Below are 22,736 nucleotides of genomic sequence, written 5' to 3'. Positions count from 1 at the left end.
AGGACGCATTGATACCCCACATATCCAGCCGACCTCGACGCACACTCGTGCTGGCCGCCACCCTCGGCGCCGCACTCGCCTTCGGGGCCCCCGCCGCGCTCGCCGGCACCGCCCCGGTCTCCCCTTCCGGCCGGACCGCCCCCTCCGCCCCCGCCAAGGCAGCGGGCAAGGCCGCCGCGGCGCCGACCTCCCAGAGTGCGACCTGGGTTGCCGGCACCCGCGCCTACCTCGTGATCACCGCCCCCGGTGACAGCTCGGCGGTGCGTTCCGCCATCGCCGCCAACGGCGGCACCGTCTTCTCCAACTTCGACTCCATCGGCGTGATCGTCGCCCACTCCGCCTCCGCCGGCTTCGCCGCGACGATGCGCGGGGTCAGCGGGGTCCAGCAGGTCGGCGCCACCCGCACCTCGGACGTCCCGGCCGACGCCTACGACCCGGCGCTGCCCGCCAACCCGGCCCAGTCGACGACCCCGGCCGGCGAGCCCGTCCGCGCCGACATGAGCCAGATCAAGGCGGACCAGGCCTGGGCCGTCACCACCGGCTCCTCCTCCGTCAAGGTCGGCATCCTGGACACCGGTGTGGACGACCAGCACCAGGACCTGGCGCCGAACTTCAACGCGGCCGACTCCGTCTCCTGCGCGTACGGCAAGCCGGACACCCGTACGGGCGCCTGGCGGGACGTGGACAGCCACGGCACGCACGTCGCGGGCACCATCGCGGCCGCCAAGAACGGCAAGGGCGTCGTCGGCGTGGCCCCGGGCGTGAAGATCTCCGCGGTCCGCGTCGCCGAGCCGGGCAACTCGTTCTTCTTCGCCGAGAACACCATCTGCGGCTTCGTGTGGGCCGGTGACCACGGCTTCAAGGTCACCAACAACAGTTACTACACGGACCCGTGGCAGTTCAACTGCCCGGACAACATCGACCAGGCCGCCATCATCGAGGGCGTCAAGCGCGCCCAGGAGTACGCGGAGGGCAAGGGCTCGCTGCAGATCGCCGCGGCGGGCAACGAGAACTACGACCTCGCCCACAAGACGACCGACACCGCGAGCCCGAACGACTCGACACCGGTCACCCGCACCATCACCAACGCCTGCCTCGACATCCCGACCGAGCTCCCGGGCGTGGTCACCGTCGCGGCGAACGGCACCGGCACCTCGAAGGCCTCGTTCTCCAACTTCGGCTCCGGCGTCATCGACGTCGCGGCCCCGGGCAGCGACGTCTACTCCACCGTGCCGGGCGGCAAGTACGGCACCAAGAGCGGTACGTCGATGGCCACCCCGCACGTGGTGGGCGTCGCGGCGCTGCTCGCCAGCACCAACCCGGGCATCACCCCGGCGCAGCTGCGCGACAAGCTGGCCACCCAGGCCAACGACGTCGCCTGCCCCTCGGACAGCCGCTGCACCGGTTCCGCGGCCAACAACTCGTTCTTCGGCGAGGGCCAGGTCGACGCGCTGAAGGCGGTCGGCTCCACCCCGCCCCCCGGGAAGTACTTCGAGAACCTCGGCGACTTCGCGATCAACGACAACGCGACCGTGGAGAGCCCGATCACCGTCAGCGGGGTGACCGGCAACGCGCCGGCCACCCTCAAGGTGGGCGTGGACATCAAGCACACCTACATCGGTGACCTGAAGGTCGACCTGGTGGCTCCGGACGGCACCGTCTACACCCTGAGCAACCGGGCCGGCGGCGGTACGGACAACATCGTCCAGAGCTTCACCGTGAACGCCTCCTCCGAGGTCGCCAACGGCCTCTGGAAGCTCCGCGTGAACGACAACGCCAACGCGGACACCGGCAAGATCGACGCCTGGAACCTCACGTTCTAATGCTGCCGGACTAACGCCGCAGGACGTCGGCGAGCCAGTCGAAGACGACGTCGCAGTGCTGTTGCGGGGCCATCGGGGAGCAGTGCAACTGCGCCCCGGTGGCCTCCGTCATTTTCACGTACGCGCGCTTCGATCGCAGCAGGTCGTACATCTGCCGGGGCTGGCCGGGGTAGAACTGCTCGAAGTCGTAGTCGAGGACCAGCGACGGCGCCTTGATCCGCGGTACGACCTTGGTGACGTCGAGGCCGATCGCGACCTGGGCCGGGGTCCAGAGGTCCTTGAACATCCGGCCGGCCCGCGCCTCGCGCAGCGCCTCCGGCGAGAAGATCTCGAAGCGCTTCTTGACGGTGGCGGCGACTTGCGGGGTGAGTTCGGGGACGACCTCCTCGTTCCAGACGCGGTTGGTCTCCGCCTTGTCGGCGGTGACGATGTCACGGAGCTCCTTGTCGAAGCCGAGCCACGGGCTGAGCACGCCGGGCATGCACGCCACGGCCGCGAGCCGGTGCTCGAAGGCCGCGGCGCGGGCGACCAGGTTGCCGGCCATGCTGAGGCCCGTGATCGCGATCCGGCCGCTGTCCACGTCCTTGCGGGCGTCGAGCCAGTCGACGAGCGGGGCCACCACCTGCTCCCAGCGGGTGGTGAAGGGGATCTCCTCGACGAACAGCAGCCGGCCCTGGCCCGGGCCGTCGTAGACCAGCGCGTTCCAGCCCCGGCCGAGGGCGGCCGCGACGCCGTACGTCCACATGTCGACGTTCTGCCCGTCGCTGCCGTTGGTGAGGATGACCGTCGGGCGGGGCTCGTCCGGGCCCTCGGGCCGGAAGAACCAGACCGGCAGCCGGGTCTTGCCGTACGGGACCTGCGCACGGACGGCGGCCGGGGAGCAGAGCCGGCCGAAGGTGTCCCAGGCCTTGCGGCCGGCCAGGTAAAGGGCCTTCTCGTCGCCGGGGCTGCGGGTGCCGAGGACGTAGAACAGGGCCTGGGCGTAGTACTGGGCGGCCCGCAGCGAGCGGAACCGGCGGGTCTGCGAGGGGGCTTCGCCGCCGTCGCGGTCGGCGGCCGGGGGCGCGGCGAGCCGGTCGCCCCAGGACCGGAAGGTGTCGGTGAAGGTCTGCGCGGACAGGCCGGCGGTGTTGATGGCATTGACGGCGGTGAGCACCTCGCCGACCTCGGAGGCGCGCATGCCGGCCGCACCGAGCGCGAGGAGCCCGGCGAAGTTGTATCCGGGGTCGTCGAACAGCTTCATGGCCCCCGGCGAAGGATCGGGCGCCGCCGCGGCCGCCCGGGGCGTGGCGGCCGCGCAGCCGGCGGCGGCGCCGACCGTGAGGAGCCCGGCGCCTGCGGCGAGCCCGGTCAGGGCGGCGCGCCGGGACAGCCCCGACGGGGTCCACGACGGCGTCCACGACGGCGGCAGGGGCTCCGGATGCGGTGTGCGAGCGTGCGTCATGCAAGGGACCGTAGGAGGCGTCTCCGGCGCACCGGCGCCCGCCACACCCCCGGCTGCTCCGGACGGCCCTGCCGGGTTACCTGGTGCGCAGTACGCAGTCCCCGCAGAGGCCGCCGCCGGGGACCTGGTAGTAGAGGCAGCAGCTGCGGCGTACGAACGCCACCCCGAGCCCTTCCTCGTGGATGAAGGTGCCGGTTCCGCCGAGCGCGCCGCCCTCGGCGAGCAGCTCCGCGGCGAGGGACACCGCCGGGCCGCCCGGGACCCGGTCGATCAGTACCCGGAGCGCTCCGACCAGCCCCGACGCGGCGTTGCCGCGCAGCACCTTGGGCGAGACCCCGTACCGCCCGCGCAGCCGCGCGTCCAGGGCCGCGAGGTTGCCGAGTACGATCTCCCCGAGCGAGTCGACCGGCAGGTCCCCCCGGCCGGGCTCCGGCAGCCACAGTTCCAGCGAGCCCGCCCCGGGCAGCCGCCACCACACCCGGTCGGCCCCCAGGTCCGGGACCCGCCCGCCCAGCGCGGCGCAGCCGAGCCCGATCGACCACAGCCGCGAGGCGATCCCGAACTGGGCCGTCGAGGCCGCGACGCGCCCCGGCCCGCTGCCGATCCGCCGCCCGACCTCGGCGACGTACGGCTCCAGCCGGGGCCCGTACAGCTCGCTCAACGGCCGGAAGCCGTCTCCGGGCGGTTCCTTCCCGTACGGGACGGTGAAGAAGGGCCCGACGGCGGCGAGTCGGCTCAGTACCAAGTCCATGCGCGGATGATCTCAGGTGGTCTCGGGTGGTCTCGGGTGGCCTCAGGCGGCGGCGGACTCGCGGATCACGGCGAGGGTACGGGCGGCCGTCTCGGCCATGGACGTGCGCATCGCGGCGAGCCGGGAGGCGGCGAACTCGCGCTCGAACTCGCCGCTGAACGTCAGGGTGAGGGCGCCGGACGGGTCCTCGTCGATGACGTTGTCGATGGTCCAGACCTCCTTCTCGTCCGAGCGGCGGAAGCTCACGCGGTGGCCGATGTCGAAGACCACGACCTCGCGGAAGCGGTCCCCGGCCCGGGCTATCTCTCGGACCAGGCCCTGCGGGTTCTCCGACAGGACCGTGCACTCGGTGATCGCCGGTACGTAGGGGCGCGGGTCGGCGGCCTTGGCCACCAGGCCCGTCCACAGCTCGTCACGGCTCAGCTGGACCTGGTCCTCGGCCACGGGGTCGTTCACGGGCAGGGTGTACTCGATGCGGGTGACGGTCTCGGTCATGCCGGGCTCCCCTGGTTTTCGATCTTGTCACGGGGCAACCAGCGTCGCAGACCGGGCATTCCCCGCAGCACCCCTAAGGTCCGACCATGGCGAAATCAGGGGGCCGGGGGCCTTGCGGCGTCGCCCGCCGGGGCGTAGGCGGCCACCTGGAACTCGGACCGGTCGAGGCCGCCCTGCTTGGTGTCGTCGTTGGCGAAGACGAACGACTCGATCGGTACACCGCGTGCGGCGCTGAGCTGGGCGACCAGCTCCTGGAGCACCACCGCCTCCAGCACCACGCGGACGGCGTCCGGGACTGCGGGGAGGCGGATCACCGACAGGCTGTCCGAGGGTTCGGCCTTGGCCGTCGTCAGCAGCAGCGTGAGGTGCCCGGCGGCGGCCAGTGAGCGGGCCAGCTCGATCTCGCGGCCGTCGCCGAGGACGAGGTGCAGGGTGTTGCCGGCCGACTCCATCCCCCCGTGCAGATAGTTGCGGGTCGCGGTGGCGGCCGCGGTCATCCGGACCACCTCGCGCAGCAGCAGCGCGCCCTCCTCGGCCGAGGCCCGCGAGGCGCCGGCCGCCACCGCGTCGGAGGCGATGCAGCGGGCGCCGCGCCCGCGCAGGCCCGCGACCACCTCGGCGGCCTGCCGGTGGACCACGGTGGTCTGCTCGGCGATGTCGCCCCACGGGTCCTGCTCGCGGCCCGCGATGGCCCCCGCGACCAGGTCGAGGGCGACGACCGTCCCCGTGTAGCCGATGGTCGAGGCGTACGAGTCGGGCTCGTTGCCGAGGTCCACGGTCAGGTCGGCGAGTGCGCCGAGCGGCGACGGTACGACGTTGAGCAGCGCGGTCTTGGTGATGCCGGGGGCGGCGCACCGTAAGGCGGCGATGGTCTCGGAGCTGCGGCCGCCCTGGGAGACGGCGATCAGGCAGTCGGTGTCGAAGCCGGCGGTGCCGGTCCCGATCTCGCAGGACAGCACGCGCTGGCTGACGACCCCGGCCGCGCGCAGCTGCTGTACGGGGACGGCGAGGGCGGCGTACGAGGCGCCGATGCCGGTGAACAGGGGGCGCCGGGCGGTGCGCAGGGCCGCGTACTCCGGGGAGCCGAGCCGGGTGCGGACGCGGGCGGCGATCCGGGCGAGGGCGGCGCCCTGGCCGGCCTGGCCCTCGATGAAGGTGATGCGGGATCCGGACATGGTGTGGGGTCTCTCGTCTTTCCTGGAAGGTCTGTGGCGGTCTGCGAGGGTTCCCGAAGGTCCGCGCGGGAACGGCGCGTTGGAGGGACGGTAGGGGGCAGGAGGCGGAGTCGGGACGAGCAGCCGGGGTTTGGTGGCGGTGCCGTGGTTGACGGCGCCGCCGCCCCGGGGACGTCTCCCGCGTGACCCTGCGCCACGCGCTCGGTCACCTGTTCCATCAGGAGCTGGTCGCCACGCCCCGCGGGCGCCGTCGGCACGGCCGGGCCGGCGGCGCCCGCACCCTCCCTCGACCGGCCCCTCGACCGGCTCCTCAACCGGCTCCCTCGCCGTCGCCGGGCCGGCCCCCGGCCTCGGCCCGGAGTGCGGCGCCGGACACCTCACCGACGGCCGCATGTTCGATGGTGTTGCGGCCCCGGCGGGGCCCTGGGATCATCCGCCCCGCCCACGGTCCGGGCCGCCGTCGGGCCGCCCATGACTCACGATATCCGCGCAGGTCAGAGGGTGTTTGTACGCCGATCGGACGCCGTCGGGGCGGCCGTCCGAGGGGCCCGTGCGGCGCGCCGGAACGGATGTCCGCGGATCAGGATTACGGGGGCTCCGGGGCGGGGACCAAAGTCATCGAAAAACATGGCCGCGGCGTTGCCAATTTGGGGGTTCATGAGAGCACATTTAGGAGCTACATTGAGCCACTCGCGTTCACCTGACAGCCCGTTGCCTTTCACCCGTGTTTTGCGCGGGGGGCGACGTCAGGAGCGCACACTGTGCAACCACCCCACCGCCCAGAAGGACCGAAGGCTCCGTGCCCGTACCCGTACTCCTCGCCGGCCGCACCGTGCGGCTCGAGCCCCTCGCCCCCCACCACACCGAGGCCTTGGCCATGGCCGGGGCCGAGGATCGTACGACTTACGCCTTCACCCCCGTACCCCATGGGGTGCAGGCGTCCCACGAGTACATCGACCGCGCCCTCGCAGATCAGGCGGCGGGTCGATCGCTCCCCTTCGCGGTGGTCAGAGCCACCGACGGCCGGGTCGTCGGTTCGACCCGGTTCCTGGAACTCGACTACTGGCAGGGACCACTGGTGTGGCCCGCCGTGCCGGGCGTCCCGTTCGGTGATCCGGCGACGGCGGTCCCCGATGCCGCCGAGATCGGCAATACCTGGCTGTCCCCGGGCGCCCAGGGGACGGGCATCAACACGGAGGCGAAGCTGCTCATGCTCCGCCATGCCTTCGAGACCTGGGGCGTGCGCCGCATCTCGCTGCGCGCCGACGCCCGCAACGTGCGCTCGCGGGCCGCGATGGAGCGGCTCGGGTTCACCTGCGAGGGGGTCCGCCGGGCCCATTCGCGGGGTCTCGACGGCGCCGTGCGCAGTACCGCCTTCTACTCGATCCTCGACGAGGAGTGGCCGGCCGTACGGTCGATCATCGAGCTGAAGCTGTCGGCGGGGGCCCAGCGCAAGCGGCGCCGCAAGACGCTGGTACCGGCGTAACGGTCCTGCATTCGGCCCAGCGGTCCCGCCGGTCCTTGGCCCGGTCCCTCCTCCCGGCCCTTCCTCCCGGCGTCAGCCGAGGAAGGCCGGGGCGAGGGCCGATGCCATCAGCGGGGCCGGAGCGCCGCTGCCGTCGGCCGGCAGGGCGTACAGGTCGGCGCCGAAGTCGCCGGGCAGGGAGTAGACGACCGTCTTGTCGTCCGTCCACACCACCTGGTCGTCCACGCTGCGCTCCTCGGCGAGCGGGGTCTCCCGCATCGAGGCCAGGTCCAGGACGTACAGCCGCCACGGGGCGTCCGGTGACAGGCCGGGCACCCGCTTCTTGAACACCAGCCGGGTCCCGTCGGGTGACAGCGACGGGCATTCCAGGTTCTCGCGCAGCGTGGTCACGGTGCGTTCGGCGAGGTCGCCGCGGACCAGGTGGGTCTGGCCGCCGGTGGCGAGCGTCGCGTAGAAGGTCCGCTCGTCGGCGGCGAAGGTCACGCCCCAGAAGTTGACGTCGGCGTTGCGGTACGCCTTGCCGTCCTTGCGGATCTCGAAGTCCTCCAGCGAGGCGTCGAACTTGCCGGTGCGCAGGTCGAGCAGCGAGGTCCGGGTGGAGAAGTTCGTCCCGGCGTACGAGTCCCCGCCGACGAAGACCGTCCAGGCGGCGAGGTGGCCGCCGGGCGAGACCCGGGCGCGGGTGGGGATGCCGGCCAGCGGGTGCGCGGAGACCTCCTCGAGGTGCGCGTCGAGGACGACGGCCCGGTAGCTCTCCTGGACCCCGCCCTTGTCGGCCTGGAGGCAGATCCCGGTGCCGGCCGCCGCGTAGAAGCGCAGGCAGCTCACTCCCGAGGCGGTACGGGGGCCCTGGGGCGCGTCGGCGGGGACGGTGGTGAGCTCGTCGCGGTGCGGGCCCCACGCCATGTTCCGGAACACGATCCGCCGTGTGCCCCCGTCCGGGGCCAGGGACACCTCGCCCCGGGTGATCTGCGGCCCGCCGGCCTGGGTCTGGTTCTTCTCGTCGGCCTGCGACGAGGCACGTACGACGGCGAGCACTCCCACCGCGGCGAGCAGCACGACGGCGGAGACGAGGATCAGGATCCGGCGTTGGAGGGTCATGGCGGCCTTTCGGGGATGTGGGGGGAACGTCGGAGGCGGCCGAGCGGGCTCAGCCGGCCCGCGACTCCGCTGCCATCGCGTCCGCCGGCCGGAGCCAGGCGCACGCGGCGGCCGCGGCGGCCAGCAGTACGGCCGCGACCGCGAGGGCCGGGCGGGGGCCCCAGACGGTCCAGGCGGCGCCGAAGCCCAGCGAGGCGGCGAAGCGGGCGAGGGCCTGGCCGGTCTGGACGAGGGCGAGGCCGCCGCCGCGGTGCTCCTCGGGCACGGCTCCGGCGGCCGCGGCCATCAGGACGCCGTCGGTGGCCGCGTAGAAGCCGCCGTGCAGCAGGAGCACGGCGTACGGCAGGGCGGGCTGCTGCCCGCCCGCCAGCAGCAGTCCGTACGCGAGGAGCAGCGCGAGGTGGCCGCCGAGGAAGACGCGCCAGCGGCCGATCCGGTCGGCGAGCCGGCCGAGCGGCAGCGCGAGGAGGAAGAACGCGGCGGCGGTGCCCAGCGGCAGCAGCGCGAACCAGCGGTCGGCGATCCCGGTGGCGCGCTGGAGCAGCAGGAAGACGAAGGCGTCGCTGACGGTGCACAGCCCGAGCAGCAGGGCGCACAGGCTGATCCGGCGCAGGTCGCGGCGGCCCAGCAGCCCGAAGGCGGCGCGCAGCGAGACGGGCTCGGCGCCGGGCGACGGCTCGGTGCGCCGGCCGGGGACGAACAGGACGAGCACCAGCACACCGAGGGCGGCGACGCAGGCACTGACGGTGAAGACGGCGTCGTAGCCGTCGGCGGCGCCGCGCAGGATCAGGAAGGCGAGGATCGGCCCGATCAGGGCGCCGGCGGTGTCCATGGCCCGGTGGACCCCGAAGGCCCGGCCGCGGTCCTCGGGGGCGGCGGCCAGGGAGATCAGCGCGTCGCGCGGGGCGGTGCGCAGGCCCTTGCCGGTGCGGTCGAGGGCGAGCACCGCACCGATGGCGGGGAGGGTGTGTGCGAGCAGGAGCAGCGGCTTGCACAGGGCCGAGAGGCCGTAGCCGAGGCCGGCGAGGGCCTTGTGGCGGCCGAGGCGGTCGCCGAGGTGACCCCCGGTGAGCCGGACCAGGGCGCTGATGCCGTTGTAGATCCCGTCGAGCAGCCCGAAGCCGAGCGGGGACAGGCCGAGGCCTGCGACGAGGTAGAGCGGGAGCACGGCCGTGACCATCTCGGAGGAGACGTCGGTGATCAGGCTGACCGTGCCGAGGGCGAGGACCGTGGGGGCGAGCGCGGCGCGCCGCCCCGGGCGGATGCCCGGGGCGACGGCCTGCGGCTCGGGGGTCACGGCGGGCGCGGGGGTACCGCGGCTGTCCGCAACGTACATGGTCAGGAAGCCCAGATCCCCGTGATGTCCTTGGCGCCGGCCGCGTTCCCGGCGTGGGTGGTCAGGCCGGCCAGGCCTTCCAGGGTGCGCAGCACGTCGTAGTGGTTGTAGGTGGTGGACGACGTGCTGCCGGGGGTGACGGGCTGGCCGTAGAGCACGGTGGGGATCTTGTTGCCCGCGAGCCGGTTGTCCTCGTCGAAGGTGACGACGAGCAGGCTGTTGTGGGTCTTGGCCCAGTCCGCGTAGGCCTTGAGGTTGTTCTTGAGCCAGGTGTCGCCGGTGCCGACGGAGCAGTCGTGCATGTCGCTGCACAGGTTCGGGACGACGAAGGACACCTTGGGCAGGGTGGTGTAGTCCGTCGGGAACTGGGTCATGGTCTTCGCGGTGCTGGTGGGCACGTTGGAGAAGGCGAACCAGGGGTTGTGCTTTCGGGCGTAGTTGCCGCTGCTGCACGTGGTGGAGCCCTGGCTGGGAAGGGTCTCGTTGTAGCTGGCCCAGCTCTTGCCCGCGGCGATGAGCTCGGAGGCCAGGTTGGGCGCGGAGCTGAAGCCGGGCGTGTAGCAGCTGTCGCCGGTGACGCCCTGGTTGGAGCCCGAGAACAGCTGGAGGTAGTTGGGCTGGCTGGGGTGGGTGATGCCGAACGACTGCGTGAGGTTGGCGCCCCCGCTCTTGAGGGAGTTGATGTAGGGGGCGCTGGAGCTGCCGATGACCTGGTTGTAGGCGTGGTTCTCGAAGACCACGACGACGACGTGGTCGGGGGCCGGCAGGCCGGCCGCGTGCGCGGGCTGGGCGGCGCCGAGGCCGGCCCAAAGGGCCGTGCCGGCGGCGGTGAGGCCGAAGGCGGTGGCGAGGGCGGTCTTGCGGGCGGACCGTGACGAGGTCATGCCAAACACGGAAGATACCTCCGGGCAGGGGGGTCGGGTGGCGGCGCGCACGCACCATACCCACGGGCATGTGCATGGGCCAGGGACAGTCGGCTAACGGACCGGGAACTCCCGTGGCCCAGCCGGTGTTCGGCAACGCCCTGGCCTACGGCAACCCAAGAGCTGGGAAAAAGGGGAACCGGGCAGCACGTAGGCTCATCCTTTCGAACAGAAGAGACCACCCCCAGACGGGGAAGAGACCATCCCCCGACGGGGCAGCACCAGCCGGAGAGCAACCGCACATGTCGTACTCACCCGACGGACAGCACCAGCCGTACCGGTCGGAAGGGCAGTACCAGCAGCAGCCCTACGGCGCTTCGTACACGCAGCAGTACGAACCCCAGTACCAGCCCGAGCCCCCGTACGGGCCGCCGCAGCCTCCGTACAACGAGCCGCAGGAGCCCCAGTACGAGCAGCGCCGGCCGCGCCGGGGCAGGCGCTGGCTGATCGCGGGTGTCTCCGTACTCGCCCTCGCGGGCATCGCGGCCGGAGTGATGTACCACTTCGAGATACCCCCGTTCACCGACAAGGGCAAGGACGTCTCCTTCGGCCAGCCCGCCGCGGGCGGCGGCCAGGCGGGCGGCACGGGCGGCGCGGCCAAGCAGGCGGCCAACTCGAAGGCCCTGATGCCCACCGGCCCGAAGGCCGAGTTCAAGAACTCGATGACCCTGGGCGACGGCACTCACGTGGCCGTGACCACGCTGGACGGCAAGAAGTCCGGCTTCAAGGGCAAGGTGTGGGTCTGGGCTCCCAAGGAGTACAACGACCCGAAGTTCGCCAAGAGCGGCTTCCCGGTCATGATCGCCCTGCCCGGCGGCGCCGGCTACCCGAACAACTACTGGATGGGCACCGACCTGGGGCTCCAGACCAGCATCAGCAAGTGGTACGCCGAGGGCAAGAGCAAGCCGTTCATCCTCGCCATGCCGGTGCTGAACCCGGGCCCGGACGACAAGGGCATCTACTGGGATGGCTCCGACATCCCGGACCAGCCGAAGATGGGCACCTGGCTGACCGAGGACGTCCCGGACCTGATGAAGGAGAACTTCCGCACCATCAAGTCCCGTGACGGCTGGGCCTACATGGGCTCCTCCACCGGCGGCTTCGCGAGTCTGAAGGCCGTGCTCAAGTACCCGGAGAAGTTCAAGGCCGCGATCTGCTCCGGCCCGGACATCGTGCCCGACTCCTCGCTGTGGAAGGGCCACGAAAAGGAGAAGGCCGAGAACAACCCGGAGCTCCTGGCGAAGGCCATGCTCGACAAGAAGGGCGCGCCGGACGTCTACCTCGCCTTCCAGGTCGGCGACAACGAGAACAACAAGAAGACGCTGCCCGACGTGCAGAAGTTCGTCGCGACGTACGGCAAGGGGCCGATCCACACCAGCCTGAGGATCATCCCCGGCGGCCAGCACAACGCCAAGACCTACGTCCCGAACATGGGCGAGGGCCCGATCCAGTTCATCAGCAAGGTCATGGAAGGACCGGTGGAGTAACCGCCGGTACGAAGGATTCCGTGCACGGCCCGCCGAACATCATCGGCGGGCCGTCGCCGTCCCAGGCCGCCCAGCCCGGGTCCCCGGTCACGGCGAAGCGCACCCAGGCCGCGTGCATCCGGTCGGCCAGCTCCTGCGGGGCGTCCGGCCCGGCCAGCCACGAGGCCTCCGGCACGTCGAGGGTGTCGAACACGAAGCCCAGCTCCAGGGCGTGGCAGGCGCCGAGGCCCGGTACGCCGGAGGGCCAGCCGAACTCGTACAGGAAGCTGGAGGCGGACCGCCGCGCCCCGGCGAGGCGGCGCAGCGGATCGCGCAGCAGCCGGTCGGTGAGCAGCTGCCCCGCGAGCTCGGCCGGGCCCGCCCCGGGCAGTGCGGCGCGCAGCGCCCGTACCGCGGCCCGGTCCTTCCCGCTGCGGGCGCGGGCCAGGGCCAGGGTGAGCGGACCGAGCCGGTCCATGAGCGGCAGGGCGCCGGTGGGAGCGAGCCAGAGCCGGTACTCCTCGGTGGTCCAGCCCAGCAGCAGCGGTACGTCCGCCGCCGTCGCGGCCTCCAGCGGGTCCGCGGGGAGCGTGTCCGGGTCGGCGACCAGGCCGAAGGCGGGGCCTGCGGTGAGCGGGCTGGAGCGGCGCAGCACGGCGCCCTGGGCGGCGAGCAGGTCGGGCAGGGCGGTGGCGGCGAAGGCCCCGGCGGTCGCGGGCACCTTGAGCAGGGAGGCCATCCGCCGGACCATGGCGCGCACCTTCTCGCGGGGCAGCACCTCGGGGGCGCCGCTCTGCAGGGCGGCCTGCGCGAAGAGCCCGGCGGCGCGCGGGGCGCCGAGCAGGGCCCCGACGCTGATGGCTCCGGCGGATTCCCCGAAGACGGTGACGCGGTCGGGGTCCCCGCCGAAGGCCTCGATGTTCTCCCGGACCCAGGTCAGGGCGGCGATCTGGTCGAGCAGCCCGCGGTTGGCGGGGGCGTCGGGGAAGAGCCCGTAGCCGAGGACGCCCAGTCGGTAGTTGACCGAGACGAGCACCACCCCGTCGCGGGCGAAGGCGGAGCCGTCGTAGACGGGGACGGCCGAGGAGCCGCGGGTCAGCGCCCCGCCGTGCAGCCACACCATGACGGGCAGCCGGACCCCGGAGGCCGGCTCCGGGGTCCACACGTTGAGGTTCAGGCAGCCCTCCCCGGGGACCTCCGGGTCGGGCAGCAGGGCGGCGAACTTCGGCGGGTAGGGCACCTTGGGCGCGGTGGGCCCGAAGGCTCCTGCGTCGCGTACGCCGTCCCAGGCGGCCGGCGGCGCGGGCGCGGCGAAGCGGAGGGCGCCGACGGGCGGGGCGGCGTACGGGATGCCCCGGAAGGAGGCGGTCCCGCCCGGGCCGGTCCGGCCCTCGACGACGCCGTACCCGGTCCTGACCCGGGGCCGGCCGCTGCCGCCCGCTGTGCTCATCGTTCTCCTCCGTGAACCCCGTCGAACCGCCGCACCGCTGCCCCACTGCACCACTGATTCCGGCGTTCCGCCTCCGGGCACGGTCGCACAGGCCTGCGAGGGGTGACAAGGCGTGACCCGGCACGGGGCGGGCCGGGTTGGGCCGGGCATGCGATCCATGCGTATCCACCCCGGCGTCCGCGGCTTCGTCCGGGCGGCCGGGCCGGTCCCCCCGCTCGCGCCCGCGCTCCTGCCCGTGCTCCTGCTCGCGGCCGTGGCCGCGGGCCCGGCGCGGGCCGCGGCCGGGCCCGACTTCCAGTACCTCGGCCTGGACGACAAGATCCACGGACTGACCGCCCCGCAGGGCTGCGTGGCGGCGAAGGGCGGCGGATCCCGGGCCGTCACCAACTCGACCCGCGGGACGGCGACCTTCTACCGGGAGCCGGGCTGCGCGGGCAGCCCGGCGGCGGTGCTGGAGCCGGGCGCCGCGGGCCGGATCGCGCCGTACTTCGCCTCCGTGCGATTTTCCTTCATCACTAAGGCCCAGCGGCCGTGACCGCAGGGCTCCCGCTGCGTTGTACGCCATGTCAAATGCCACAGACCTCTGTGGCACCACACATCTCACGAGGAGATCTTGATGTCGCGTATCGCGAAGGCAGTCGCCGTCACCGCTGTTGCCGGTAGCGCCCTGGCCGCCGGTGCCGGTCTGGCCGTCGCCGACGCCGGAGCGCACGGTGCGGCGGTCGGCTCCCCCGGTGTCCTCTCGGGCAACCTGGTCCAGGTTCCGGTGCACGTCCCGGTCAACGTCTGCGGCAACACCGTCAACGTGATCGCCCTGCTGAACCCCGCGTTCGGCAACACCTGCGTCAACGCGTCGGGTGGCGGCGAGCACCACACCGAGGGCTACGGCGGCTGACGGCCGGATCGAGGACCGAGGGCCCCCGCCGCACGGCGGGGGCCCTTCTCGCGTCCGGGCAACGGTGCACTCGTACGAGTCATTCGTACCGGTCATTCGTAGCGGTAGAGGCCCTGGTGGCTGAGCATGTCGCGCGGGGTGAGGTCCCACGGCGGCATCGGCTCGTCGAGGGCGATCACCCGGCCGCGCTGGAGGTCGCCCGGTTCGAGCGGGGCGGCGGGCAGGTAGCCGGAGCCGGGGTGCCTCAGCTGCCAGCGGTCCCAGAGCATGTCCACGAAGGCGTGGTGCAGCCAGAACGCCGGGTCGTTGGGCGCCGTGCCGCCCGTCATGTGGCCGCCGATCCACTGGTGGACCTTGTTGTGGTTGCGCCAGCGCTCGCTCTTCGGCGCGGCCCAGCCCTCCAGCTTGTTGCGGAACCCGCCGCCCTGCGCCGTGGAGTCCCAGGGTGAGGTGTCGTACTTCGGGTCGTCGAGCGCCCACTGGAGCTCGGCCGCGGTGGGCAGGGCGATCGGGTTCTGCGGCCGGCCGAGGTTGCGGGTGAGGAAGCGGGCCTCCGTGATGCCCACCGTGATCTCCCAGTTGCCCTTCTCGTACGCGAAGGGGCCGGTCATCACCCGGCGGTCGCTCTCACGGCCGGTGCCGCCGAGGAAGTCCTCGGCCCAGAGGGAGGAGACCGGGCTGTTGTCCGCGGTCCAGTCCCAGTACGGGACCGAGACTCCCGGGTCGATGTCCTGCAGCAACCGCTCGAACTGGAGCAGGTAGCGCCGGTGCCAGGGGAAGAAGGACGGGGACATGTGCCCGACGCGGAGCTTGCTGTCCCGGTCGGGCACGAAGTACTTGTCGTGGGTGCGCACCAGGTCGTCGTACGAGCCGCTGCGCTTGAGCTCCAGCACGGCCGCCGTGAACCGCCTCTTCTGGGCGCTGGTCAGGTTCTTCTGGTTCTGCCGGGTGTACATGCGGGGCTCCTCAGCCGTGGTGCGGGGCCGCGAACGCCAGCTGGGTGGTGCCGAGTTCGTCGACGGCGGCGCGGGCGAGTTCGAGCGGGGTCCCGAAGGACTGGAAGTGGTTGATCCCGCTCAGGTAGCTGCCGTCGGCGCGGCGCATGACGTGCAGGGGCCGGCCGTCGATGCGGACCCCGGCGAGGTCGACGGCGATGTGCCGGCCGCGGTACGTCTCCTCGGTGAGGGGGGCCGGGGTCAGGGTCTGCCGGGGGCGGCGGGCGCGCAGTACGGGGGCCAGCGCGGCGGCGGTGCCGGCGAGCACCGCCGCCGTGAAGGCCGTACGAAGGGCTGTGCGGCGGGTGATTCCTGCGGAGGCGGGTGTGGCGTACATACGGTCTCCCTCGCTCGGTGGTCCGCGCTACGGGGTCTAACGCGGCGCGGCGGGCGAGGTCACCTCGGCAGCTCAGGGTGCTTGTAGAAGAGGGTGGTGGGGTGCAGCCGGCCGGCCGGGTCGGCGGCGTAGTCGGGGATGGTGCCGGCCTCGGTCCAGCCGGCGGAGCGGTAGACGCGCTCGGCCCCGCTGCCGGTCTCGGTGTCGAGGACCAGCAGCAGCACGCCGGCCCGGGCGGCCGCCTGTTCGGCCTCGGCGAGGAGGACGCGGGCGGTGCCGCGGCCGCGCGCCTCGGGATGCACCATGAGTTTGCGCAGCTCGGCGCGGTGGCGGCCGTTGGGCTTGGACTCGCGGTACCAGCTGACGGTGCCGTCGAGGCGGCCCTCGCCGGTGCGGGAGACCCACAGGGCGAGGGAGCCGTCCTCGACGGCGGGAGCGAGGGAATCCCACCAGGCGGCCGCCCGGGCGTGGTCGAGGTCGGCGAGGAAGCCGAGGGAGGACCCGCCGCGGACCACGGCGAGCAGGAGGTCGGCGAGTTCGTCGCGGTGGGCCGCCAGCCGGGCGGCGTCGAGCCGGGCGATCACGGGGGTCATGCGGCGAGGATAGGGATCAGCCGGCGGCCCGCTGGAGGCGGGGCAGGTGCAGATCGCGGAAGACGGCGGCCATGCGGAGCGTGAAGACGAGCCCGGCGGAGACGGCGATGTTGAGGGTGTCCGCGGTACCGGCCCAGTACAGGCCGAGGTAGCAGGCCGCCCCGGCGAGCGCGGCGGTCGCGTACACCTCCTCGCGCAGGAGCAGCGGCGGGAACTCCCCGCAGAGCACGTCGCGGACGACCTCGCCGGTGACCCCGGTCAGCACGGCGAGGATGAGCACGGCGACGGGCGTGACGTGGGCGTCGATGGCGGCGCGGGCGCCGATGACGGTGACGACGGCGAGGCCGACGGCGTCGACGACGACGAGGGCGCGCTGCGGGAGCTCGCGGCGGCGCAGGTGGAGCATGGTGGCGACGGCCACGGAGGCGATGACGACGAGCAGGATCCAGTCGCGGGTCCAGTAGAGCGGGTGGCGGTCGAGGATGAGGTCGCGGAGGGTGCCGCCGGAGATGGCGGCGGCGAAGGCCAGGACGAGCCCGCCGAAGGGGTCCATGTTGGCCCGGTGGGCGGCGAGTACGCCGGAGGCGGCGAAGGCGGCGATGCCGAGGAGGTAGAGGGCGTGCAGCATGGCGCCTCCTTCAGGGACGGCAGGGACGATCCGGGTCGACCCGTCGACCCTGCCGCACCGCCCCGCTCCCCCGCATCGGCCGTTCGGCCATGCCCTGCCGAGTGCCGCCCGCTGGCGCTGCGCCCCCATGCCTCGAACGCCGGCGGGGCTGTTTCGGCCCGTCCGGCGTTCGAGGAGCGGGTCCGGTCTACGGGGACGCGAGTTCCGCGAAGTCCGCCACCAGGGTGTGGTGGTGGCCCGGGGTGCCCAGGGTCAGGGCGTCGGCCTTGGCTCGCTTCAGGTACAGGTGCGCCGGGTGCTCCCAGGTCATCCCGATGCCGCCGTGCAGCTGCACGCACTCCTCCGCCGCCCGCACCGCCACCCCGGAGCAGTAGGCCTGGGCGACGGCCACCGTCAGCGGGGCGTCGGGGGCCCCGGTGGCCAGGGCGTCCGCCGCCGCGCGGGCCGCTGCGCGGGCCGAGGCCACGTCCAGCCACAGCTGCGCCAGCCGGTGCTTCAGCGCCTGGAAGGAGCCGACCGGCCGGTTGAACTGGTGGCGGCCCCGCACGTGCCGCACCGTCTCCGTCAGGCACCACTCCGCGAGCCCGAGCTGCTCGGAGGCCAGCAGTCCGGCCCCCGAGAGCAGCGCCCCGGCGACCGCCGCGCGGGCCGTCACCGGGTCCGCGAGCAGGGTCCCCGCGGCGCCGTCCAGCGTCACCGTGGCGAGCGGGCGGGTCAGGTCCAGCGGGACCCGCCCGGTCAGCGAGACGTCCGCCGCCGGGACCGCGTACAGCCCCGTGTCGGCGAGGACCAGCAGGACGTCGGCGGCCACCGCGTCCGCCACCGAGGTGACGGTGCCCGTCAGGACCCCGCCCCCGGTGTCCCGTACGGCGCTCGGCAGTGGCGCGCCCGGGGCCTGCGTCAGCGGCAGCGCGGGTACGCACACCTGCCGGCCCGCGGCCAATTCCCGCAGGAGCCCGGCGACTTCGGGAGTCTCGGGGTCACAGCCCAGCAGGATCTCCGTCGCGAGGACCGCGCTCGTCAGGTACGGCACCGGCGCCACGGCCCGCCCCAGCTCCTCCAGGACCACGGCCGCCTCCCGGTGGCCCGCGCCCTGGCCGCCGAGCTTCTCCGGTACGAGCAGCCCGGCCGTGCCGATCTCCGCCGCGAGCGTGTGCCACAGCTCCGGGTCGTGCGGCCGGCCGGTCTCCGCCCGGGCCAGGACGTCGGCCGGTGCGCACCGGTCCGCGAGCAGCGCCCGTACGGCCGACCGGAGCTCCTCCTCCGTCTCGGAGTACAGCAGGTCGAACGCAGTGCTCATCGGGCCAGGTCCTTCCAGGCGAGGTCCTTGTCGTCGCGCGGCTCGGCGGGCAGGCCGAGGACGCGTTCGGCGACGATGTTGAGGAGGATTTCGCTGGTGCCGCCCTCGATGCTGTTGCCCTTGGCGCGCAGGTAGCGGTAGCCGGCGTCGCGGCCGGTGAAGTCGACGAGCTCGGGCCGGCGCATCGTCCAGTCCTCGTACAGCAGGCCCTCCTCGCCGAGGAGTTCCACCTCCAGGCCGCTGATCTCCTGGTTGAGGCGGGCGAAGGCGAGCTTCATCCCGGACCCTTCGGGGCCGGGCTGCCCGGCGGCGAGCTGCTGGCGCAGCCGCTCGCCGGTCAGCCGGGCCACTTCGGCCTGGACCCACAGCTGGAGCAGCCGCTGGTGCAGGGCGTGGGTACGGAGCTCGGGCCGTTCGCGCCAGGCGGCGGCGACGCTTGCGATCATGCCGCCCTCGCGCGGGATCCGCATGCCGCCGATGGAGACGCGTTCGTTCATCAGGGTGGTGCGGGCGACCTCCCAGCCCCGGCCGACGGCGCCGAGCCGGTGGCTGTCGGGGATGCGGACGCCGGTCAGGAAGACCTCGTTGAACTCGGCCTCGCCGGTGATCTGGCGCAGCGGCCGGACCTCGACGCCGGGGGCGTGCATATCGCAGAGGAAGTACGTGATGCCCTGGTGCTTGGGCAGCGCCGGGTCGGTGCGGGCGATGAGGATGGCCCAGCGGGCGGTGTGGGCGCTGGAGGTCCACACCTTCTGCCCGTCGACGATCCAGTCGCCGGAGCCGCTCTCGCGGACCGCGCGGGTGCCGAGCGCGGCGAGGTCGGAGCCGGCGCCGGGCTCGCTGAAGAGCTGGCACCAGACCTCCTCGCCGACCCACAGGGGGCGCAGGAAGCGCCGCTTCTGCTCGTCGGTGCCGTACGCGAGGATGGTGGGCGCGGCCATGCCGAGGCCGATGCCGATCCGGCGCGGGTCGTTGTCGGGGGCGCCGGCGGCCTCGAGTCCGGCGTCGACGACGGCCTGGAGGGTGCGGGGCGCGTCGAGTCCGCCGAGGCCCTCGGGGTAGTGGACCCAGGCGAGGCCGGCGTCGAAGCGGGCCCGCAGGAAGTCGGCGCGGTCGGTGTCGGCGGGCGGGTGGGCGAGGAGCAGGTCCCGTACGCGCGCGACCAGTGCTTCGGAGGTGATCACCGCAGCTCCTCTCCGTTCAGGGACGGTACGACGACCACCCGGCCGGTGGTGGTCCCGTCGGCGAGGCGCTGCACGGCGTCGGCGGCCGCGGCGAGCGGGACGCGTTCGCTGACCAGCGGCTTGATGGCGCCCTCGGCGGCGAGCCGGGTGAGCTCGGCGTGGCAGGCGGCGATGGCGGCGGGGTCCTTGGCGGCGTACAGGCCCCAGTGCAGGCCGAGGATGGCGTAGTTCTTCACGAGGGCGTGGTTGAGGGCGGGGGCGGGGATGGTGCCGCTCGCGAAGCCGACGACGACGATCCGGCCCTCGAAGGCCACGCACTTGGCGGAGGCGGTGTACGCGTCGCCGCCGACGGGGTCGTACACCACGTCGGCCCCGCGTCCTGCGGTGAACTCCTTGACCCGGGTGACCAGGTCCTCGCTGGTCCGGTCGATCACCAGGTCGCAGCCGAGGTCCTCGGCGGTGCGCGCCTTGGCCTTGCCTCCGACGACCCCGATGACGGTGGCGCCGGCGGCCTTGCCGAGCTGGACCGCGGCGCTGCCGACCCCGCCGGCGGCGGCGTGCACGAGGAGGGTCTCGCCGGCCTGGAGGCGGGCCCGGCGGTGCAGGCCGAACCAGCCGGTCTGGTAGCCGATGTGCAGCGCGGCGGCCTCGGCGTCGTCGAGGGTCTCGGGGGCAGGCAGCAGGGCCCGGGCGGAAGCGGTGACGTACTCGGCGAAGCCGCCGTGCGGCAGGCTCGGGTTGGCGATGACGCGGCGGCCGTCCTCGGTCTCGCCGCAGATCTCGACTCCGGGGGTGAAGGGCAGCGGCGGGCGGATCTGGTACTGGCCCCGGACGAGCAGCGCGTCGGGGAAGTTGACGTTCGCCGCGAGCACCTTGAGCCTCACCTCGCCCTCGCCGGGCACTGGTTCGGGAACCTCTTCGAGGCGCATGGCCTCTCGGGGTTCGCCGGGGGTATGTACTCGCCATGCCTGCATCCGGGGCCTCCAGCCGCCGTCGAGGAACCACGCTCCGCGGGCATACTAAGCAGTCGCTTGCCCCTCTGGGAACTGTCGGCGGGGTGGATTCCGGGTCGGACCGAAACCCCACGCGTCAATCCGGCCACTCCCGCCCCGATCAGGCAGCATGTGGCGTGCACGCGTCATGACTTGAGTCCAGGGGGGGACCACCACATGAGAAGAAGCATGTCCGCAGCCGCGACCGCCGTCGTTCTGGCCGGTCTGATCACGGCGGCCGGACCGGCTGCCGCGGCCGCTCCGGCGTGCACGCCGGACATCCTCCGGCTGCCGTCCCTCACGGACGGCCCCGCGCCGGCCGGCGGGGCCGTGCGGGCCTTCGGGACCGGTGGCCTGGTGGCCGGCGACAGCGTCGGGCTGCCCGCGTACTGGACCGCCGACCACGGGGTGCACGCCGTCCCGCTGCCCGAGGGCTTCGTATCGGGCCAGGTCCTCGCGGTGAACGCCAAGGGCCTGATGGTGGGCACCCTGCGGCGCGCCGGCGACTACCAGAACTCCTACGGGTTCACGTACCAGCGGGATGCGTCGGAGGTGCGGCTGATCGGCGCCGGGGCCGCGGCGAGCGCGGTGACGGACGTCAACGACTCGGGCCGCTTCGTCGGCATGGAGGGCGGCGTCGCCAAGGAATGGCTGAACGGCGCCGTGGTGCGCGAGCTGCCCGTACCCGCGGACGCGCACCCGAGCACCCGGATCGTCTCGGTGGACGGGATCAACGCACGCGGTGACATCGTCGGCACGGCCCGGACCTCGTACGAGGACGACGACATGCTCCGGGGCAAGACCTTCCCCGTGGTCTGGCCCGCGGGCGGCGGGTACCCGCCGTACAGCCTGCGGGTGTGGACCGACGACGACTGGACGGTCCAGACGAACGCGGCCGGAATCGACGACCGCGGCCGGGTCGTCGGCCACGAGGACCTCAGCCGCCGCGACCGGCAGGAGCGCAAGCCGGCCGTCTGGAAGAAGCCCTACGACGCCCTGCCGAACGATCCCGGCCGGGTCAAGGGCTACGACCACGTGACCTTCGACGGCCTCAGCCCGGCCACGAACGTGGCCGTCGGCTCGGCCATGACCTTCGTCGAGGGGTACGCCAACTTCCTCCACGCCGCGTACTGGCCGGGAACGGGAGCCCCGCTCGCGCTCCCGCACCCCGCGGGTACCAGCCCGGACTCGCGCAGCTCGGCCTTCGCCGCCTCGGACGACGACCGGGTGGGCGGTACGTTCTACGACTGGGGGACCATGAAGGGCGGTGCCGTGGTGTGGAGCTGCGCGAGCAAGCAGGCGTACGCACCTCAGTAGCCCCCGGGCAGGAACCCGGGCGCCCGCGGGCATGGTGATCCGAGCTCCGGCGCGCTATCGATGGGCGCATGCAGACGCCTTCGCAGGATGCCGCGCAGGAACCTTCGCCCGGGCCGCCCTCGCCGACCGAGCTGCCCGGGCTGCCCGGGCTGCCCGGGCTGCCCGGGCCGCCACCGCCGGGCGCCGCCGCGCTGCCCGCCGGTACGTACGCGGGGCAGGTCGTCCTCGTGACCGGCGGCGGCACCGGGCTGGGCAAGGCCATCGCCGCCGAGTTCGCCCGGCTCGGCGCGGACCTGGTGATCGCGGGCCGGCGCGCGGAGCGGCTGGAAGCGGCGCAGGGGGAATTGGCGGCCGTCCCCGGCGCGGGCCGGGTGACGGCCGCCGTCTGCGACATCCGGGACCCGGAACGGATCTCCGAGGTCTTCGACGCGGCGGAGGCGGCGCTCGGCCTGCCGGACGTCCTGGTCAACAACGCGGCCGCCAACTTCCCGTGCCCGGCGGAGGACCTGTCCCCCAACGCCTGGCGGGCGGTCGTCGACATCACCCTGACCGGCACCTGGTTCACGACCCGCGAGTTCGGCCGCCGCCACCTCGGCGCCGCCTCGCCCGGGTCCATCGTCAACATCGGCGCCTCGTACGCCTGGACCGGCGGGCCGGGCTTCGCCCACAGCGCGGCCGCCAAGGCCGGGGTGAAGAACCTGGTGGAGACGCTCGCCGTCGAGTGGGGCCCGTACGGCATCCGGATCAACGGCCTCGTCCCCGGCCTGTTCCCGCACGCCGACATGACCGAGGACATCCGCGGCGGCCTGGAGCGGGCCGCGCCCGGTGACCGGGACTCCCGCCAGCCCGCCCTGCGCGTCGGCGCCCCGCGTGAACTCGGCTGGGCGGCCACGTTCCTGGCCTCCCCGTACGCCCGGTTCATCACCGGGCACACGCTGGTGGTCGACGGCGCGAACTGGCAGCGCCGCTCGCTGGTCAGCCCGGAGGTGGTGCCGGTCCGCACGCAGTTGGGCCGCGGCCCGTTCACCCCCTGAGCGTCGGCTGT

General features: G+C 73.3%; 22 protein-coding genes. 7 read left to right on the top strand and 15 right to left on the bottom strand.

Annotated features, from left to right (window positions below; all coding sequences use genetic code 11):
• Positions 1 to 47 precede the first annotated feature (47 nt).
• Entirely contained in the window at positions 48 to 1,823 is a 1,776-nt protein-coding gene (locus tag ACIQU4_RS06485) for a S8 family peptidase (protein ID WP_403727705.1), read from the top strand.
• Between the two features lie 10 nt (positions 1,824 to 1,833).
• Here the strand turns inward: ACIQU4_RS06485 and ACIQU4_RS06480 are convergent, their stop codons facing one another.
• From ACIQU4_RS06480 to ACIQU4_RS06465, 4 genes are all read right to left on the bottom strand, one after another.
• A complete protein-coding gene (locus ACIQU4_RS06480; RefSeq protein ID WP_403726603.1) occupies positions 1,834 to 3,267 on the bottom strand; it encodes an alpha/beta hydrolase family protein in 1,434 nt (477 codons plus the stop codon).
• A gap of 76 nt (positions 3,268 to 3,343) precedes the next feature.
• On the bottom strand, positions 3,344 to 4,018 hold the full coding sequence (locus tag ACIQU4_RS06475; protein WP_403726600.1) for a (2Fe-2S)-binding protein: 675 nt from the start codon (positions 4,016 to 4,018) through the stop codon (positions 3,344 to 3,346).
• A gap of 42 nt (positions 4,019 to 4,060) precedes the next feature.
• A complete protein-coding gene (locus tag ACIQU4_RS06470; RefSeq protein WP_403726597.1) occupies positions 4,061 to 4,513 on the bottom strand; it encodes an SRPBCC family protein in 453 nt (150 codons plus the stop codon).
• Between the two features lie 95 nt (positions 4,514 to 4,608).
• Entirely contained in the window at positions 4,609 to 5,688 is a 1,080-nt protein-coding gene (locus ACIQU4_RS06465; protein ID WP_403726594.1) for an SIS domain-containing protein, read from the bottom strand.
• Positions 5,689 to 6,487: 799 nt separating this feature from the next.
• Between ACIQU4_RS06465 and ACIQU4_RS06460 the strand changes: the two genes are divergently transcribed.
• Positions 6,488 to 7,174 (top strand): GNAT family N-acetyltransferase, encoded by a 687-nt coding sequence (locus tag ACIQU4_RS06460; RefSeq protein WP_403726591.1) that lies wholly within the window; start codon positions 6,488 to 6,490, stop codon positions 7,172 to 7,174.
• Between the two features lie 72 nt (positions 7,175 to 7,246).
• Here the strand turns inward: ACIQU4_RS06460 and ACIQU4_RS06455 are convergent, their stop codons facing one another.
• From ACIQU4_RS06455 to ACIQU4_RS06445, 3 genes are read right to left on the bottom strand one after another with little or no spacing between them, the layout of a single operon-like run.
• Entirely contained in the window at positions 7,247 to 8,275 is a 1,029-nt protein-coding gene (locus ACIQU4_RS06455) for a TolB family protein (protein ID WP_403726589.1), read from the bottom strand.
• A gap of 49 nt (positions 8,276 to 8,324) precedes the next feature.
• Positions 8,325 to 9,611, bottom strand: a complete 1,287-nt coding sequence (locus ACIQU4_RS06450) for an MFS transporter (protein WP_403726586.1) — start codon at positions 9,609 to 9,611, stop codon at positions 8,325 to 8,327.
• Positions 9,612 to 9,613: 2 nt separating this feature from the next.
• Positions 9,614 to 10,495, bottom strand: a complete 882-nt coding sequence (locus tag ACIQU4_RS06445; RefSeq protein WP_030154071.1) for an alkaline phosphatase family protein — start codon at positions 10,493 to 10,495, stop codon at positions 9,614 to 9,616.
• A 281-nt stretch (positions 10,496 to 10,776) separates the two neighbouring features.
• Here ACIQU4_RS06445 and ACIQU4_RS06440 point away from each other — a divergent pair, with 281 nt between their 5' ends.
• Entirely contained in the window at positions 10,777 to 12,021 is a 1,245-nt protein-coding gene (locus ACIQU4_RS06440) for an alpha/beta hydrolase (protein WP_403726583.1), read from the top strand.
• On the opposite strand, the gene ACIQU4_RS06435 is transcribed toward ACIQU4_RS06440, so the two are convergent.
• A complete protein-coding gene (locus tag ACIQU4_RS06435) occupies positions 11,999 to 13,450 on the bottom strand; it encodes a carboxylesterase/lipase family protein (RefSeq protein WP_403726580.1) in 1,452 nt (483 codons plus the stop codon). The two genes, ACIQU4_RS06440 and ACIQU4_RS06435, sit on opposite strands and share 23 nt — an antisense overlap.
• A gap of 157 nt (positions 13,451 to 13,607) precedes the next feature.
• Between ACIQU4_RS06435 and ACIQU4_RS06430 the strand changes: the two genes are divergently transcribed.
• Together ACIQU4_RS06430 and ACIQU4_RS06425 are read left to right on the top strand one after the other, a co-directional pair.
• Positions 13,608 to 13,985 (top strand): hypothetical protein, encoded by a 378-nt coding sequence (locus tag ACIQU4_RS06430; RefSeq protein WP_403726578.1) that lies wholly within the window; start codon positions 13,608 to 13,610, stop codon positions 13,983 to 13,985.
• An 81-nt stretch (positions 13,986 to 14,066) separates the two neighbouring features.
• Positions 14,067 to 14,345: a chaplin gene (locus ACIQU4_RS06425; protein WP_030868780.1), complete on the top strand. Its 279-nt coding sequence runs from the start codon at positions 14,067 to 14,069 to the stop codon at positions 14,343 to 14,345.
• Between the two features lie 92 nt (positions 14,346 to 14,437).
• On the opposite strand, the gene ACIQU4_RS06420 is transcribed toward ACIQU4_RS06425, so the two are convergent.
• From ACIQU4_RS06420 to ACIQU4_RS06390, 7 genes are all read right to left on the bottom strand, one after another.
• Positions 14,438 to 15,301, bottom strand: coding sequence for a tyrosinase family protein (locus tag ACIQU4_RS06420; protein ID WP_403726576.1), 864 nt, complete (start codon positions 15,299 to 15,301; stop codon positions 14,438 to 14,440).
• 10 nt (positions 15,302 to 15,311) lie between these two features.
• Positions 15,312 to 15,677 (bottom strand): tyrosinase family oxidase copper chaperone, encoded by a 366-nt coding sequence (locus ACIQU4_RS06415; RefSeq protein ID WP_403726573.1) that lies wholly within the window; start codon positions 15,675 to 15,677, stop codon positions 15,312 to 15,314.
• Between the two features lie 59 nt (positions 15,678 to 15,736).
• A complete protein-coding gene (locus ACIQU4_RS06410) occupies positions 15,737 to 16,270 on the bottom strand; it encodes a GNAT family N-acetyltransferase (protein WP_403726570.1) in 534 nt (177 codons plus the stop codon).
• Positions 16,271 to 16,286: 16 nt separating this feature from the next.
• Positions 16,287 to 16,898: a trimeric intracellular cation channel family protein gene (locus ACIQU4_RS06405; protein WP_403726567.1), complete on the bottom strand. Its 612-nt coding sequence runs from the start codon at positions 16,896 to 16,898 to the stop codon at positions 16,287 to 16,289.
• Positions 16,899 to 17,085: 187 nt separating this feature from the next.
• Positions 17,086 to 18,198, bottom strand: a complete 1,113-nt coding sequence (locus tag ACIQU4_RS06400) for an acyl-CoA dehydrogenase family protein (protein ID WP_403726565.1) — start codon at positions 18,196 to 18,198, stop codon at positions 17,086 to 17,088.
• A complete protein-coding gene (locus ACIQU4_RS06395) occupies positions 18,195 to 19,382 on the bottom strand; it encodes an acyl-CoA dehydrogenase family protein (protein WP_403726562.1) in 1,188 nt (395 codons plus the stop codon). The genes ACIQU4_RS06400 and ACIQU4_RS06395 overlap by 4 nt, the downstream gene beginning before the upstream one ends.
• Positions 19,379 to 20,356, bottom strand: a complete 978-nt coding sequence (locus ACIQU4_RS06390; protein ID WP_403726559.1) for an NADPH:quinone oxidoreductase family protein — start codon at positions 20,354 to 20,356, stop codon at positions 19,379 to 19,381. The genes ACIQU4_RS06395 and ACIQU4_RS06390 overlap by 4 nt, the downstream gene beginning before the upstream one ends.
• Positions 20,357 to 20,563: 207 nt before the next feature.
• Between ACIQU4_RS06390 and ACIQU4_RS06385 the strand changes: the two genes are divergently transcribed.
• Entirely contained in the window at positions 20,564 to 21,691 is a 1,128-nt protein-coding gene (locus tag ACIQU4_RS06385; RefSeq protein WP_403726556.1) for a hypothetical protein, read from the top strand.
• 68 nt (positions 21,692 to 21,759) lie between these two features.
• Complete coding sequence (locus tag ACIQU4_RS06380) at positions 21,760 to 22,725, top strand: SDR family oxidoreductase (protein WP_403726554.1); 966 nt, start codon at positions 21,760 to 21,762, stop codon at positions 22,723 to 22,725.
• The last annotated feature ends 11 nt before the right edge of the window (positions 22,726 to 22,736 follow it).

Source organism: Streptomyces sp. NPDC090741 (assembly GCF_044769045.1).
GTDB lineage: Bacteria > Actinomycetota > Actinomycetes > Streptomycetales > Streptomycetaceae > Streptomyces.
Note: the sequence above shows the minus strand (reverse complement) of the source record. Positions and strands in the feature narration are given on the sequence as shown.

What these genes read in the sequence shown, in the direction of transcription:
- ACIQU4_RS06425 (WP_030868780.1), top strand. Translation starts at nt 14,067, where the DNA reads ATGTCGCGTATCGCGAAGGCAGTCGCCGTCACCGCTGTTGCCGGTAGC.
- ACIQU4_RS06470 (WP_403726597.1), bottom strand. Translation starts at nt 4,513, where the DNA reads ATGACCGAGACCGTCACCCGCATCGAGTACACCCTGCCCGTGAACGAC.
- ACIQU4_RS06385 (WP_403726556.1), top strand. Translation starts at nt 20,564, where the DNA reads ATGTCCGCAGCCGCGACCGCCGTCGTTCTGGCCGGTCTGATCACGGCG.
- ACIQU4_RS06450 (WP_403726586.1), bottom strand. Translation starts at nt 9,611, where the DNA reads ATGTACGTTGCGGACAGCCGCGGTACCCCCGCGCCCGCCGTGACCCCC.
- ACIQU4_RS06455 (WP_403726589.1), bottom strand. Translation starts at nt 8,275, where the DNA reads ATGACCCTCCAACGCCGGATCCTGATCCTCGTCTCCGCCGTCGTGCTG.
- ACIQU4_RS06435 (WP_403726580.1), bottom strand. Translation starts at nt 13,450, where the DNA reads ATGAGCACAGCGGGCGGCAGCGGCCGGCCCCGGGTCAGGACCGGGTAC.
- ACIQU4_RS06465 (WP_403726594.1), bottom strand. Translation starts at nt 5,688, where the DNA reads ATGTCCGGATCCCGCATCACCTTCATCGAGGGCCAGGCCGGCCAGGGC.
- ACIQU4_RS06475 (WP_403726600.1), bottom strand. Translation starts at nt 4,018, where the DNA reads ATGGACTTGGTACTGAGCCGACTCGCCGCCGTCGGGCCCTTCTTCACC.
- ACIQU4_RS06480 (WP_403726603.1), bottom strand. Translation starts at nt 3,267, where the DNA reads ATGACGCACGCTCGCACACCGCATCCGGAGCCCCTGCCGCCGTCGTGG.
- ACIQU4_RS06380 (WP_403726554.1), top strand. Translation starts at nt 21,760, where the DNA reads ATGCAGACGCCTTCGCAGGATGCCGCGCAGGAACCTTCGCCCGGGCCG.
- ACIQU4_RS06415 (WP_403726573.1), bottom strand. Translation starts at nt 15,677, where the DNA reads ATGTACGCCACACCCGCCTCCGCAGGAATCACCCGCCGCACAGCCCTT.
- ACIQU4_RS06400 (WP_403726565.1), bottom strand. Translation starts at nt 18,198, where the DNA reads ATGAGCACTGCGTTCGACCTGCTGTACTCCGAGACGGAGGAGGAGCTC.
- ACIQU4_RS06430 (WP_403726578.1), top strand. Translation starts at nt 13,608, where the DNA reads ATGCGTATCCACCCCGGCGTCCGCGGCTTCGTCCGGGCGGCCGGGCCG.
- ACIQU4_RS06420 (WP_403726576.1), bottom strand. Translation starts at nt 15,301, where the DNA reads ATGTACACCCGGCAGAACCAGAAGAACCTGACCAGCGCCCAGAAGAGG.
- ACIQU4_RS06390 (WP_403726559.1), bottom strand. Translation starts at nt 20,356, where the DNA reads ATGCAGGCATGGCGAGTACATACCCCCGGCGAACCCCGAGAGGCCATG.
- ACIQU4_RS06405 (WP_403726567.1), bottom strand. Translation starts at nt 16,898, where the DNA reads ATGCTGCACGCCCTCTACCTCCTCGGCATCGCCGCCTTCGCCGCCTCC.
- ACIQU4_RS06440 (WP_403726583.1), top strand. Translation starts at nt 10,777, where the DNA reads ATGTCGTACTCACCCGACGGACAGCACCAGCCGTACCGGTCGGAAGGG.
- ACIQU4_RS06445 (WP_030154071.1), bottom strand. Translation starts at nt 10,495, where the DNA reads ATGACCTCGTCACGGTCCGCCCGCAAGACCGCCCTCGCCACCGCCTTC.
- ACIQU4_RS06410 (WP_403726570.1), bottom strand. Translation starts at nt 16,270, where the DNA reads ATGACCCCCGTGATCGCCCGGCTCGACGCCGCCCGGCTGGCGGCCCAC.